General features: G+C 71.8%; 11 protein-coding genes. 1 reads left to right on the top strand and 10 read right to left on the bottom strand.

Translation table 11 applies throughout. From position 1 onward, the window contains the following. Positions 1-415: 415 nt before the first annotated feature. On the bottom strand, positions 416-1,423 hold the full coding sequence (locus ACIF80_RS11875; RefSeq protein ID WP_399802581.1) for a stage II sporulation protein M: 1,008 nt from the start codon (positions 1,421-1,423) through the stop codon (positions 416-418). Between the two features lie 170 nt (positions 1,424-1,593). Here ACIF80_RS11875 and ACIF80_RS11870 point away from each other — a divergent pair, with 170 nt between their 5' ends. Continuing rightward, positions 1,594-2,598 carry an RDD family protein gene (locus ACIF80_RS11870; protein WP_399802579.1) on the top strand — a complete coding sequence of 335 codons (1,005 nt, stop codon included), beginning with the start codon at positions 1,594-1,596 and terminating at the stop codon, positions 2,596-2,598. A gap of 32 nt (positions 2,599-2,630) precedes the next feature. On the opposite strand, the gene ACIF80_RS11865 is transcribed toward ACIF80_RS11870, so the two are convergent. The 9 genes from ACIF80_RS11865 to ACIF80_RS11825 all read right to left on the bottom strand — a co-directional run bounded on the left by ACIF80_RS11865 (position 2,631) and on the right by ACIF80_RS11825 (position 13,140). Beyond that, positions 2,631-3,245: a hypothetical protein gene (locus ACIF80_RS11865; RefSeq protein WP_399802576.1), complete on the bottom strand. Its 615-nt coding sequence runs from the start codon at positions 3,243-3,245 to the stop codon at positions 2,631-2,633. A 181-nt stretch (positions 3,246-3,426) separates the two neighbouring features. Beyond that, positions 3,427-4,884, bottom strand: coding sequence for an adenosylhomocysteinase (gene ahcY / locus ACIF80_RS11860; protein ID WP_399802573.1), 1,458 nt, complete (start codon positions 4,882-4,884; stop codon positions 3,427-3,429). Between the two features lie 372 nt (positions 4,885-5,256). Continuing rightward, on the bottom strand, positions 5,257-6,231 hold the full coding sequence (locus tag ACIF80_RS11855) for a cation diffusion facilitator family transporter (RefSeq protein WP_399802570.1): 975 nt from the start codon (positions 6,229-6,231) through the stop codon (positions 5,257-5,259). A 144-nt stretch (positions 6,232-6,375) separates the two neighbouring features. Beyond that, positions 6,376-7,527 carry a mannose-6-phosphate isomerase, class I gene (manA, locus tag ACIF80_RS11850; RefSeq protein WP_399802568.1) on the bottom strand — a complete coding sequence of 384 codons (1,152 nt, stop codon included), beginning with the start codon at positions 7,525-7,527 and terminating at the stop codon, positions 6,376-6,378. Positions 7,528-7,701: 174 nt separating this feature from the next. After that, on the bottom strand, positions 7,702-8,829 hold the full coding sequence (locus ACIF80_RS11845) for an SIS domain-containing protein (protein ID WP_399802565.1): 1,128 nt from the start codon (positions 8,827-8,829) through the stop codon (positions 7,702-7,704). A 93-nt stretch (positions 8,830-8,922) separates the two neighbouring features. Next, entirely contained in the window at positions 8,923-9,093 is a 171-nt protein-coding gene (locus tag ACIF80_RS11840) for a Trm112 family protein (protein ID WP_079034855.1), read from the bottom strand. A 234-nt stretch (positions 9,094-9,327) separates the two neighbouring features. Next, a complete protein-coding gene (locus tag ACIF80_RS11835; RefSeq protein WP_399802561.1) occupies positions 9,328-10,692 on the bottom strand; it encodes a phosphomannomutase/phosphoglucomutase in 1,365 nt (454 codons plus the stop codon). Between the two features lie 160 nt (positions 10,693-10,852). Beyond that, the gene (locus tag ACIF80_RS11830) at positions 10,853-12,469 is read right to left on the bottom strand and encodes an L-lactate permease (RefSeq protein WP_399802559.1); all 1,617 of its coding nucleotides are present in this window, start codon (positions 12,467-12,469) and stop codon (positions 10,853-10,855) included. Between the two features lie 248 nt (positions 12,470-12,717). Further along, positions 12,718-13,140, bottom strand: coding sequence for a DUF3499 domain-containing protein (locus ACIF80_RS11825; RefSeq protein WP_399802556.1), 423 nt, complete (start codon positions 13,138-13,140; stop codon positions 12,718-12,720). Positions 13,141-13,486: the final 346 nt, after the last annotated feature.

Genomic DNA, 13,486 nt, shown 5'->3' with positions numbered 1-13,486 from the left:
ATTTTTGGCACGCTGTTGAGTTCTCAAGGAACGGACGCTTCCTTCGTACTCGCCCTCGCGGGCTTTCCTCCGGGCGCTTCCCTTCGGTCCTGCGTTTCCGACTCTATCAGATCGTTCCGATCCGATTTCCTCGGGGTTTTCCGCCTTCGCAGGTTCCCGCTTTTTGCGTTTCCCTTTCCGGCGGCTCCGACTTTATCAGAAGTTTCGCGCCGGACTGGCCGGTCGAATTTTTCCGATTTATCGGTGGCTTCGTCGAAATCTTAAGTCTCGAGAAGCAGTCAGATGTTCACTGTTGCCCCTGCGGGTCAGAACCCAGCTCCAGGCAACTGTTCAAATCTACCTCCCCGCTCGGTCCGTGTCAACGGTTCCTGCGGGGCGAAGAGGAGACTAGCAGCTGAACGGAGCTTTACGCACATCAGGCTGCCGTCGGCACGACGGCGCTGCGTTCGGCCGCCTCCAGGTCGCCGGTCTCACCGGCCCGAGCCGCACGCCCGCCCAGGACATAGACGTAGGCCAGGAAGGCCAGCTCCGCGACGACTCCGATGGTGATGCGGGCCCAGGTGGGGAGGCCGGACGGGGTGACGAAGCCTTCGATCGCGCCGGAGACGAAGAGGACCAGCGCAAGGCCGATCGCCATGGCCAGTGCTGCCCGGCCTTCCTCCGCGAGGGCTCTGCGCCGCGGGCGTGGCCCGGGGTCGATGAGGGTCCACCCGAGGCGCAGGCCGGTGCCGGCGGCGACGAAGACCGCGGTCAGTTCGAGGAGGCCATGGGGCAGAACCAGACCGAGGAAGGTGTCCAGCCGGCCCGCGGAGGCCATCAGTCCGAAGCCGACGCCCAGGTTGAGCATGTTCGTGAAGAGGATCCAGATGACCGGCAGGCCCAGGAAGACGCCCAGGATCAGGCAGAGGGCGGCGGCCCATGCGTTGTTCGTCCAGACCTGGGCGGCGAACGAGGCCGCGGGGTTGCTGGAGTAGTACGTCTCGTACTGGCCGCCGGGGCGGGTGAGCTCGCGCAGCTCGGCAGGTGCGGCGATGGATGCCTGGACCTCGGGGTGGGTGCCGATCCACCAGGCGAGGAGGACCGCGACCGCGGTGGACAGGAGTGCGGTGGGCACCCACCAGTGACGGGCCCGGTACACGGCGGCCGGGAAGCTGTGCGCGAGGAAGTGCGTGACGTCCCGCCAGGATGCGCGCCGTGCCCCGGTCACGGCGCCGCGCGCGCGTGCCACCAGCTGGCTGAGTCTGCCGGTGAGCTGGGGGTCGGGGGCCGCGGACTGGATCAGCGAAAGGTGGGTGGCCGTGCGTTGGTAGAGGAGGACGAGCTCGTCGGCCTCGGCGCCGGTCAGCCGGCGCCGGCGCCGTAGTAGGGCGTCGAGGCGGTCCCACTCCGCGCGGTGGGCGGAGACGAAGACGTCGAGGTCCATCGGTGTGCCTGCTCCTCGGCTGTTCGTCGGCTCCCGCCGCGAGCTCTTCGGTCGTAGGACCGGCCGGCTCGGCGGTACGGGATGATCGGCTGGTCGTACTCCGGTGCGATGTGCCATCAGCTTGGCAGACTGGCGGTGTTCCGGGCAGGGCAGGGGAAGGGCGGGCGAACGTGAGTGAGCTGGTGACGGGCGAGGCTGTGGCGTTGGAGCTGCGCCCCGCGAAGCTGCCCAGCAGGGCGTTGGCCGTGCTGCTCGACCTGGTCGCGGCGGTGACGGTCTATGTCGTGGTGACCATCGCACTGGTGGCTGCCACCGCTTCGCTGGACCAGGCGGCCCGGACGGCGATATCCCTCGCGGTCTTTCTGTTGTTGCTGGTGGGCGTGCCGATGGCGGTCGAGACGCTCAGCCATGGACGGTCGCTCGGGAAGATGGCCTGCGGGCTGCGGGTGGTGCGGGACGACGGGGGGCCGATCCGCTTCCGGCACGCGCTGGTGCGGGGCCTGATAGGGGTGATCGAGATCCTGATGACGATGGGCGTCGTCGCGTGCATCGCCTCGCTCGTGTCGTCGCGGGGGCGGCGGCTCGGAGACGTCTTCGCCGGGACCCTCGTCGTTCGGGAGAGGCTGCCGGTCGGTCCCGTGGCCTCGGTACCGCCGCCTCCGCCCTGGCTGGCCGGCCGGTTCTCGGGGCTCGATCTGTCCGCGGTGCCGGACGGACTGTGGCTCGCCGTACGCCAGTACCTGACGCGGATGCGGCAGCTGGACCCGCAGGTGGGCCACGCGATGGCGGAGCGGCTGGCGGCGGACCTGGCGGACCGGACGGGAGCGCCGGTGCCGCAGGGCGTGCCGGCGGCGGCGTACCTGGCGGCGGTGGTGCAGGAGCGGCAGGCCCGGGACGCCCGGCGTGCCTTCGGGCACGGTGCCGGCGGGGCGGCGGCCATGGGGGGCGGACCGGTCGGCACCTCCGGACCGGCGGGTGCGTACGCCCCGCCGCCCGTCCATCGGGCGGCTCCGCCGACCGCATATCCCTCCGTTCCCGCTGCCCCCTCCCACCCCGCCGGTTCTCCGAGCCCTTCCGTTCCCTCTGCTCCCGCCGCGCCCAGCGTTCCCGCCACGCCCGTGTCGCCCCCGCCGGCGGCCGAGGGGCCGTCGACCGGGTTCGTGCCTCCGGCGTAGGGCGTGTTCGGGGCGGTCCCCGGAGGTGTCGGTCAGTCGAGGGCCGAGGGGGGTGACTCGAGGTCCTCGAGTTCGATGCCGGGGGCTGCGAGAACCACGTCACCAGAGAGGTGCACGGTGTGCTGCTCACCGGTGTCCAGGGCTGTGACCTGGTACGCGTCCACGGTCAGGGGTCCGTTGTCAGTGGCGTGTGCTTCTCTTCCCACCAAGGTCCAGGACTGGTCCACGGTGCGGGGGGCGAGCACCGGATCCGTGAAGGCGACGAGCCGTACCCGGGTGGCCGGGGCGGAGGGGACGAGGCGCAGGAGACGGGCGGTGGCGATGAGGAACGCGGGCGAGGAGCCGGTGAAGGCGTGGGCGCGCACATTGCCTTCGGTGGCGTGGGTTCCGGTGGGGTCGGTACGGACCCAGGTGACGCCGTCGAGGGCGGCGCCGCGGACCTGCCAGTTCGCGGCGTGCAGTTCGAGTCGGAGGGGGCGGCCGAGTCCGTCGAGGGTGAGGTCGACCGAGCCCAGGTGATCGCCGGACGGGGCGGTGAGCTGGGAGACGTAGCGCCAGCCGGAGGGGCCGGGGGCGCATTGGAAGTGTTCTTCGGCGAGGGGGGTGTGATCGTGCGGATCGTGGAGCGAATAACGGCCGCGGGGCATGGGGGTCCTGGGTCTTGACGGGCCGGCCCGGTCACTGGCCGGACCACGGGACAGGCCCCCGGCACGGGGGTGCGGGGGCCTGTCCCGGAAGGGCCTGCCGCCGGGAAGCGCGCCGGTGTACGGGCGCGTTCCCCGCGGCGGGAGCCTCGGCCCGGTGGGCGTCGGCTCCTCGGGCGTCGGCTCAGTAGCGGTAGTGGTCCGACTTGTACGGGCCCTCGATCGTCACACCGATGTACTCGGCCTGCTCGGGGCGGAGGGTGGTCAGCTTCACGCCGAGCGCGTCGAGGTGCAGCCGGGCGACCTTCTCGTCCAGGTGCTTGGGCAGCACGTAGACGCCGGTCGGGTACTCGTCGGGCTTGGTGAACAGCTCGATCTGGGCCAGGGTCTGGTCCGCGAAGGAGTTGGACATCACGAACGACGGGTGGCCGGTGGCGTTGCCCAGGTTCAGCAGGCGGCCCTCGGAAAGGACGATGAGGACCTTGCCGTCGGGGTACGTCCAGGTGTGGACCTGCGGCTTGATCTCGTCCTTGACGATGCCGGGGGTCCTGGCGAGGCCGGCCATGTCGATCTCGTTGTCGAAGTGGCCGATGTTGCCGACGATGGCCTGGTGCTTCATCTTGGCCATGTCCGAGGCCATGATGATGTCCTTGTTGCCGGTCGTGGTGACGAAGATGTCGGCCTTGTCGACGACCTCGTCCAGCGTCGTGACCTGGTAGCCGTCCATCGCCGCCTGCAGGGCGCAGATCGGGTCGATCTCGGTGATGATCACGCGGGCGCCCTGGCCGCGCAGGGACTCCGCGCAGCCCTTGCCGACGTCGCCGTAGCCGCAGATGACGGCGGTCTTGCCGCCGATCAGGGTGTCGGTGGCGCGGTTGAGGCCGTCGACCAGGGAGTGGCGGCAGCCGTACTTGTTGTCGAACTTCGACTTGGTGACGGCGTCGTTGACGTTGATCGCCGGGAACAGGAGGGTGCCGTCGCGGTGCATCTCGTACAGGCGGTGGACGCCGGTCGTGGTCTCCTCGGTCACGCCGCGGATCTCGGACGCCAGCTGGGTCCACTTCTGCGGGCTCTCGCTCACCGTGCGGGTGAGGAGTTCGAGGATGACGCGGTGCTCGTCGGACTCGGCGGTGTCGACCGAGGGGACCTTGCCGTCCTTCTCGTACTCGACGCCCTTGTGGACCAGGAGGGTGGCGTCACCGCCGTCGTCCAGGATCATGTTGGGGCCGCCGGTGGGGGTGTCCGGCCAGGTCAGCGCCTGCTCGGTGCACCACCAGTACTCCTCCAGCGTCTCGCCCTTCCAGGCGAAGACCGGGACGCCCTGCGGGTTCTCGGGCGTGCCGTTCGGGCCGACGGCGATGGCGGCCGCGGCGTGGTCCTGGGTGGAGAAGATGTTGCAGGACGCCCAGCGGACCTGGGCGCCGAGGGCGGTCAGGGTCTCGATGAGGACGGCGGTCTGCACCGTCATGTGCAGGGAGCCGGTGACACGGGCGCCGGCCAGGGGCTGGGCCTCGGCGTACTCCTTGCGGATCGCCATCAGGCCGGGCATCTCGTGCTCGGCGAGGGTGATCTCCTTGCGGCCGAAGGTGGCCAGGGAGAGATCGGCGACCTTGAAGTCCTGTCGGTTGGCGACAGTCGTCATGGAGAGCTGCTCCTCGGGGTGTGGGTCGAGGTGGGTACGGCTGTTCTGCGCGGCGGCGGGCACAAGGGTGCCCCGGGAGGGCACAGGCATGCCCGCGTGCGCGCAGCGCAGTCCGTCGGAGGCCCTCTCTCCCTCGGCCGGTCCGCAGGGGGACCGCCCGACCGCCATCAGCAGCGACGTCTGGCTCCGTCCCAAGCTACACCGACGGGCGCGGCCCTCCCCAGCCGGTTGCCGAACACATCAGGCCGAACACGGAGGGCGATGAAGCGCGACGACCACCGGGCCGGTGGTCGTCACCGGTCGGTGGTCGTGGCCGATCAGGGGGCGCGTCGGCCGGTGGGGCCGGGCGGGGGCGGGCTCAGTGTGACGGGCTCAGTGTTCCGTCGGGGCCGGGCCGCCCGGGGTGGCTGCGGCGTCGGCGCCCTTGGCGGCCTCGGTCTCGCGGTAGATGTCGGGCTCCAGGTAGATCACGCGGGCGATCGGGACGGCCTCGCGGATGCGGGACTCGGCGGCGTCGATGGCGGCGGCGACCTTCGTGGCCGTGTCGTCGTGGCGTACGGCGATCTTCGCGGCGACCAGGAGTTCCTCGGGGCCGATGTGGAGGGTGCGCATGTGGATGATGCGGGTGACGGTGTCGCCGTCGACGAGAGCGGACTCGATCTTCCGGGTCTCCTCGGCGCCCGCGGACTCGCCGAGCAGCAGCGACTTCGTCTCGAGCGCGAGGACCACGGCGATCAGGATGAGCAGGACGCCGATGCAGAGGGTGCCGATGCCGTCCCAGACGCTGTCGCCGGTGAGCAGGGCCAGGCCGACGCCGCCGAGGGCGAGGACGAGGCCGACGAGGGCGCCGAGGTCCTCCAGGAGGACGACCGGCAGCTCGGGGGCCTTGGCATGGCGGACGAACTCCTTCCAGGAGCGCTTGCCGCGCACCGCGTTGGACTCCTTGATGGCGGTGCGGAAGGAGAAGGTCTCGGCGATGATCGCGAAGACCAGCACGCCGACCGGCCAGTACCAGTGCGTCAGCTCGTGCGGGTGCTTGATCTTCTCGTAGCCCTCGTAGATGGCGAACAGGCCGCCGACGGAGAACAGCACGATGGAGACGAGGAAGGCGTAGATGTAGCGCTCGCGGCCGTAGCCGAAGGGGTGTTGCGGGGTGGCCTGCCGCTGGGCCCGCTTGCCGCCGACCAGGAGCAGCGCCTGGTTGCCGGAGTCGGCGACGGAGTGCACGGATTCGGCGAGCATCGACGAGGAGCCGCTGAAGAGGAACGCCACGAACTTCGCTACCGCGATCGCTGCGTTGGCGACGAGTGCCGCAACGATCGCCTTGGTTCCGCCTGACGCGCTCATGTGTCCGCGTTGTCCCTTCGTACGCCGTTCACGGGCCCGGGCGGGCGTCTTCGTACGCCGCCCGGGCGTTGTCCGTGCTGTAACGGGGGGACATTGTTGCAGCCCGACGGGGCAACGGGGAGCCGGGTCGGCCTCGCCCGGCGGTCAGGCGACGACCGTCGCCCTGAACAAGGTTCCGGTACCGGACACTTCGGCCTTTTCGTCGGCGGGGACGAACACGGAGGTGCCCGGGGACAGGTCGTGCTCGCCCGCGCGTACGGAGCCGGCCGTGCAGAGCAGGATCTGGGGGGTGTCCAGAGTGAGGTCGTGGGTGGTGCCGCCGGCGGGCAGGACGTAGCGGGAGAGCCGGAACTCGTCGGTGGGGGTGTCGTAGAGCTCCTCACCGTCCGGTGCGGCCTCCGGGCGCAGCACGCCGGGGTCGCGGGCCTCGAAGCGGACGATGCTCAGGAGTTCGGGGACGTCGACGTGCTTGGGGGTCAGTCCGCAGCGCAGGACGTTGTCGGAGTTGGCCATGATCTCGACGCCGAGGCCGTTCAGGTAGGCGTGCGGGACGCCGGCGCCGAGGTAGAGGGCCTCGCCGGGCTGGAGCCGGACGTGGTTGAGGAGCATGGCGGCGATGACGCCGGGGTCGCCCGGGTAGTGGTGGGCGATGTCGGCGTACGGGGCGTGGTCTCCGCCGAGACGGTCGCAGGCGGCGGCCGCTTCGGTGACGGTGCGGGCCATCTCGTCGCGGTCGGCGGTGAGGATCGCGGTGAGGACCTCGCGCAGGGCCGCTTCCTCGGGCTGGGCGTGCAGCAGGTCGACGTACGGCTTGAGGGAGTCCACGCCGAGGGCGTCGAGCAGCTCGGCGGCGCGCAGCGGGTCGCGGAAGCCGCAGAGGCCGTCGAAGTCGGTGAGGGCGCAGACCAGTTCGGGCTTGTGGTTGGCGTCCTTGTAGGTGCGGTGCGCGGCGTCGGCGGGGACGCCGCGTCGTTCCTCGTCCGCGTAGCCGGCCTTCGCCTGGTCCAGGTCGGGGTGGACCTGGAGGGACAGCGGCGCGCCGGCGGCGAGGAGCTTGAGGAGGAAGGGCAGGCGCGGACCGAACTTCGCGACCGAGGCCGCGCCGAGTTCCCGCTCCGGGTCGGCGGCGATGACCTCGGCGAGGGTGCCCCGGCCGGTGCGCGAGGGCGCGCCGGGGTGGGCGCCCATCCACATCTCCGCCTGCGGCTCACCGGTCGGTTCGACGCCGAGGAGCTGGGGGATGGCGGTGGTGGAACCCCAGGCGTAGGGGCGGACGGTGTTGTCGAGGCGATCCATGGGGTTCTCTCTGGGTCGTTCGGCAGGTATGTGCTGCGTACGCGGCAGGACGGGCGACCCCGCGGAAGTCTTGGTCAGGGCGTCCGGACCGGGGCGTCCGCGGGGGCGCCCCGGTCGGTACGGCCGCGTCGGACCGCCTGCGGCAGGACGTTCCGGGGACTGTCCCTCACATGATCAGGCTCTCGAAGCGAGCGCCAGGTAAACGGCGGCGAAATCCGTGACGGCGATCAGCTCGGCGAGGGTCTCCAGTTCGCCGCCCTCCTCCGGTTCGAGTTCGCTGATCGGCGTGTCGTGGCCGAGGGCCATCTCACGGGCGGCCGGGGCGGCGGTGAGGCCGCCGATCGGGCGGTCGCGGAGCAGCACCACGCGCGCGTGCAGGGCGGGGGCTTCCTCCACGCGGTCGCGGAAGAAGTCGTCCGGGTCGGCGCGGCCGGCGAGCGGGCCGGCCAGCAGGGCGCTGTGCGCGCCGAGCGCCTCGGGGAGTTCGGCGACGACGGCGGGGGTGCCGGACAGTTCCGCGAGCGCGGAGGCGAAGCGGCGGCCCGCCGGGCCGGCCGAGGTGCCCTCGGTCCACACCACGGGCAGCGCGTCGGCGAGTTCGGCGGCCAGGGTCTTGGCGGGGTTGCTGTAGGTGGCGAGGGCCGGGCCGCAGCGTTCGGCGATGCGGTCGAGGCGGTCGGCGACCTTCTCCAGGGCGTCCGGCGGGGCGGTGAGCAGGCCGGCGCGGTCCAGGATCGCGAGCAGCGGGGTGAGCAGCGCCCACAGAACTCCGGGGGCGGAGGCGGCGAGGGGTTCGTCCTGGTCGTAGGACGTGGTCGCCATGGGGACGAACAGGCCGTGGGAGCCGCTGACCGTGTCGGCGAGCGGGGTCCGGGCGGGGGCCACGGCGACGACGGTGCAGCCGCGGCGGTAGGCCTGTTCGGTGAGCAGGGACAGGCCCGGCTCGGTGCCGTCCGGGGTGGCGATCAGGAGCAGGTCCACGGAACCGGCCCAGCCGGGCAGTTCCCAGCGCAGCGCGCCCGCAAAGGGGGCCACCCCGGTGGGTGCGAGCCGGGTGACGGGGCTGCCCGCGCCGGCGAGCGTGCCGAGGAGGTCGGCGGTCTGGGTGGCGGCCGCGCCGGGGCCCGCGATGAGCACGGCGCGGGGGCGGCCGTCGGGTTTGAGGTCGTGGACACCGGCCTCGGCGGCATGCCGCGCGGCGGTGCGGACACGGGCGCCCGCCTCGGCGGCGCCGCGGAGCAGCCCGCGGCGGTCGGCCTCGGCGAGGCCCTCCGGTGAGTCGAGCAGCGATTCGTCGAGCATGGGGCGGCTGCCTCCGATCGGCGGGGCGTCGTACGCGGAGCGGCGGTACTCGGAGCGGCGGGTCGCTGGTGCGCAGGGTCGCCGGGTCGTCGGTTACGCGGGGCGGCGGGCCTCGTCGACGAGGAGAACGGGGATGCCGTCGCGGACCGGGTACGCCAGACCGCACTCCTGGCCGGTGCAGATCAGCTCGTTGTCCTGCTCCTCGAGGGAAGAGTGGCAGGCCGGGCAGGCGAGGATCTCCAGAAGGCCGGTTTCCAGCGGCATGGGGTGGGTTCCCTTCGGGGCGGGCGTATGCGGATGTGCCTGGTCAGGGTACCGCCGGTGGGGGCGCGGCGGACGGGCAGCGGTTGCCGGGCCCGGCGTCCCGGTCCGGCGGGGCGCGCGGTGACCGTCGGCGGGGCCTCTGGGCCCGGCACGGCTGGGTGTGCGGCGGCCGGTTCGCCCCGGCCGCCGCACACCGCCGCACGGGGACGGTCCGCGGGCCGCACGCGGGCTGGATCAGCCTCGGATGATGGTCAGGGCCTCGTCGCGGACTCTGGTCATGGTGGCCTGGTCGCGGGCCTCCGCGTTCAGGCGGAGGAGGGGTTCCGTGTTGGAGGGCCGGACGTTGAACCACCAGTCGGCGGCGGTGACGGTGAGGCCGTCCAGTTCGTCCAGGGTGATGCCGTCGCGGTCCTCGTAAGCGGCCCTGATCGCGGCGAGGCGGGCCGCCTGGTCGTCGACCGTGGAGTTGATCTCGCCGGAGCCCGCGTAGCGGTCGTACTGGTCGACCAGGGCGGACAGGGTGCCCTGCTGGCCGCCGAGGGCGGCGAGGACGTGCAGGGCGGCGAGCATGCCCGTGTCGGCGTTCCAGAAGTCGCGGAAGTAGTAGTGCGCCGAGTGCTCGCCGCCGAAGATCGCGCCGCTGGTGGCCATCTCGGCCTTGATGAAGGAGTGGCCCACGCGGGTGCGTACCGGTGTGCCGCCGTTCTCCTCGACGACCTCCGGCACCGACCAGGAGGTGATCAGGTTGTGGATGATCGTGCCCTTGCCGCCGTTGCGGGCGAGTTCGCGGGAGGCGACCAGGGCGGTGATCGCGGACGGGGGGACCGGCTCTCCGCGCTCGTCGACGACGAAGCAGCGGTCGGCGTCGCCGTCGAAGGCGAGGCCGAGGTCGGCGCCCTCCTCGCGCACCCGCTGCTGCAGGTCGACGAGGTTGGCCGGGTCGAGCGGGTTGGCCTCGTGGTGGGGGAAAGTGCCGTCGAGTTCGAAGTACATCGGGACGACGGTGAGCGGCAGGCCGGCCAGGACGGTGGGGACGGTGTGCCCGCCCATGCCGTTGCCCGCGTCGACGACGACCTTCAGGTGCCGGACGGAGGTCAGGTCGACGAGGGAGCGCAGGTGTGCCGCGTAGTCGTCCAGCGTCTCGCGCCGGGTGACGGTTCCCGCCGTGGCGACCGGCTCGGGGGCGCCCGACTCGCTCCACTTCTCGACGAGTTCGCGGATCTCCGTCAGGCCCGTGTCCTGGCCGACGGGCGCGGCGCCCGCGCGGCACAGCTTGATGCCGTTGTACCGGGCCGGATTGTGCGAGGCGGTGAACATCGCGCCGGGCAGGTCCAGGGCGCCGGAGGCGTAGTAGAGCTGGTCCGTGGAGCAGAGGCCGATCTCGGTCACGTCGACGCCCTGGGCCGCGGCGCCGCGGGCGAAGGCGCCCGCCAGGCCGGGCGAGGAGGGCCGCATGTCGTGTCCGGTGACGATGGCGCTCGCTCCGGTCACGCGCGCGAAGGCGGCGCCGAAGAGTTCGGCCAGGGACTCGTCCCACTGGTCGGGGACGACCCCGCGTACGTCGTACGCCTTGACGATCTGTGACAGATCAACAGCCACGGCCAGCCCTTCCGGAGGTCCTGTCGGTCACCACAAACTACCCGCAGAGGATGACACTCCGCTGCGGGCAGTCCCGTGGTGACCGGCCGGTTCGTGCCCGAGGGGCCGGCCGGACTCGTGCCCGGAGGTGGCCGGCCGGGCTCACGGGCGCCGCCTCGGGTCAGGGCAGCATCCAGCCGAGCACGAAGGTGCTCTGCCCCACCACGATCAGGCACATGACGAGCAGCAGGCCGAGGCTCCAGGGCAGCACCTTGCGCAGCAGGTCCCCTTCCTTGCCCGCCAGTCCGACGGCGGCGCAGGCGATGGTGAGGTTCTGCGGCGAGATCATCTTGCCGAGGACACCGCCCGAACTGTTGGCGGCCGCGAGCAGGTCGGGCGACAGTCCGGACTCCCGTGCGGCGGTCACCTGGAGGGCGCCGAAGAGCGCGTTGGCCGAGGTGTCCGAGCCGGTGACGGCGACGCCGAACCAGCCGAGGACGGGTGACAGGAAGGCGAGTCCGGCACCGGCGGCGGCCACGAAGTAGCCGATCGTCGCCGCCTGGCCGGAGAGGTTCATGACGTAGGCGAGCGCCAGTACCGAGGTCACCGTGAGGATCGCGAACCGCAGTTCGTACACGGTCGCGAGCCATTCCCTGACCGCCACGCGCGCGTGCAGGCCGAGCACGACCGCGGTGGCCACGCCGGCGAACAGGACGAGGGTGCCGCCGGTGGAGACGATGGGCCAGGTGAACACGTTGGCGCCGACCGGTTCGCCGTTCGGCGCGGCGACGTCGAGGAGGGGCCAGTCGAACTTCCGGGTCGCCCCGGCCAGCCAGTCCTTGATCACCGGGATCTGCGCGACGGAGAAGATCACCACGATCAGCGCGTACGGGGCGTACGCCCGTACGACCTCGCGGTGCGGGTCCTCCTCGTCCAGTTCCTCGCTGCGGGCGCCGGTCAGCACGGCGGTGCGTACGGCCTCGGAGGCGGGCACGCGCGAGTGCGGTACGGCGACCAGGGCGCCCGCACCGGCCAGGGCGGCGGCGATGTCGGCGAGCTGCGCGGAGACGTAGTTGGAGGCGACGAACTGGGCGACGGCGAAGGCGACTCCGCAGGCCACCGCGGGAATCCAGGTGTCCCGCAGCCCTCGCCGCCCGTCCACCAGCCAGACCAGCACCAGCGGCACCACGAGGGCGAGCAGCGGGGTCTGGCGGCCGACGACGGACGCCACCGAGTCCAGCGGCAGGCCGGTCACCTGGGCGAGCGTGACGACCGGCGTGCCCATGGCTCCGAACGCCACCGGCGCGGTGTTGGCGACGAGCGCGACGACGGCGGCCCGGACCGGGTCGAAGCCGAGGGCCACGAGCATCACGGCGGAGATCGCGACGGGGGCTCCGAACCCGGCGAGCGCCTCCAGCAGTGCCCCGAAGCAGAAGGCGACGACCAGGGCCTGGATCCGCGGGTCGTCGGAGAGCCGTCCGAAGGAGCGGCGCAGGATGTCGAAGTGCCGGGTGCGGACCGTCATCCGGTACACCCACAGCGCGTTGACGACGATCCACATGATGGGGAAGAGGCCGAAGACCGCTCCCTGGACGGCGCTGGAGAGCGTCTGGTCCAGAGGCATGCGGTAGGCCAGGCAGGCCACCAGGACGGCACCCGACAGGCCGATCAGGCCCGCCAGGTGCGCTTTCATGCGCAGGCCGCCGAGCAGGACGAGGACGATCACGAGGGGAAGCGCCGCCACGAGGGCGGACAGACCGAGTGAGCCGGCGACGGGTTCCAGTTCCTGGACGTACACGGAGGCGCCTCCTGGATTCCGCGATGCGGAAGAAGATTCTCGCTAAGTCCTCGGAATGGTCGTGTCCTCGACAAGTGCGCGTCAATGGGCGTGCGGCACCTTACTCACGGGACAGGTGGGGCGGGAGGGGAGCAGGAACCGGCGAACACGGACAACCGGCGCGGACAACCGGCACGGCCGTGCGAACGGCCGCGCACGCGAAGACCGTTCAGGGCTCGGGCGTCACGGCTGGAGCGCGGTCGCCGGCGTCAGTTGTCGGGAGAGCGGAGCACACGCAGGTGGCCGCGTCGCGCGACCTCCATCGGGTCCGCGCCGCGCCCCGGACCACCGGCCGACCGCTCCTGGGGGCGGGCCGCCTCACGCACCGCGTCCGCGAGCGCTTCGAGATCGTCCCCGCTGGGCCGCGCCGGGGCCGAACCGTCGAGCAGACGGACGACCTCCCAGCCGCGCGGCGCGGTGAGGCGCTCGGAGTGCTCGGCGCACAGGTCGTAGCAGTGGGGTTCGGCGTAGGTGGCGAGCGGGCCGAGGACCGCGGTCGAGTCGGCGTAGACGTACGTCAGCGTCGCGACGGCGGGACGGCCGCAAGCGGTGCGCGAACAGCGACGTACAGGGCTCACGATGTTGGACGGTACCGCACTCTTGAGCGGGCCGCGACGACTCCCCTCCTGCACGCTCCCCCGTGTCGTGGCCTGAAAGGCCCCGTACGCCCCTGTCGGCACACACCGTTTGACCTGCTCCGACGCTCATGTTCGGAAGAGGTGCGGCTTCCCCTCCGGTCATCACTTGGTACAAACACCGTCAAATACCTTGAGACCACCGGCCCATGAAAGATATGGAATCGAGCCGAACCTTGGCCGGAATGGTCATGCGACGACATGCCGATCCGGACGGCCCGCCACCGCGTCCCGGCGCCCTACGGAGCGGTGTCCCGGCGCCGCGCGGGGGCCGGGAACCTGAGCGGGAGGAGAGCCGGGCGACGGGCCCGTGCGAGGCCGTGGTCCGGAAGCCGTGTGGGGG

Source organism: Streptomyces sp. NPDC085927, assembly GCF_044540975.1.
Classification (GTDB): domain Bacteria; phylum Actinomycetota; class Actinomycetes; order Streptomycetales; family Streptomycetaceae; genus Streptomyces; species Streptomyces hirsutus.
This window is presented reverse-complemented; position numbering and strand designations above follow the sequence as displayed.

What these genes read in the sequence shown, in the direction of transcription:
- ACIF80_RS11875 (WP_399802581.1), bottom strand. Translation starts at nt 1,423, where the DNA reads ATGGACCTCGACGTCTTCGTCTCCGCCCACCGCGCGGAGTGGGACCGC.
- ACIF80_RS11865 (WP_399802576.1), bottom strand. Translation starts at nt 3,245, where the DNA reads ATGCCCCGCGGCCGTTATTCGCTCCACGATCCGCACGATCACACCCCC.
- ahcY (WP_399802573.1), bottom strand. Translation starts at nt 4,884, where the DNA reads ATGACGACTGTCGCCAACCGACAGGACTTCAAGGTCGCCGATCTCTCC.
- ACIF80_RS11855 (WP_399802570.1), bottom strand. Translation starts at nt 6,231, where the DNA reads ATGAGCGCGTCAGGCGGAACCAAGGCGATCGTTGCGGCACTCGTCGCC.
- manA (WP_399802568.1), bottom strand. Translation starts at nt 7,527, where the DNA reads ATGGATCGCCTCGACAACACCGTCCGCCCCTACGCCTGGGGTTCCACC.
- ACIF80_RS11845 (WP_399802565.1), bottom strand. Translation starts at nt 8,829, where the DNA reads ATGCTCGACGAATCGCTGCTCGACTCACCGGAGGGCCTCGCCGAGGCC.
- ACIF80_RS11840 (WP_079034855.1), bottom strand. Translation starts at nt 9,093, where the DNA reads ATGCCGCTGGAAACCGGCCTTCTGGAGATCCTCGCCTGCCCGGCCTGC.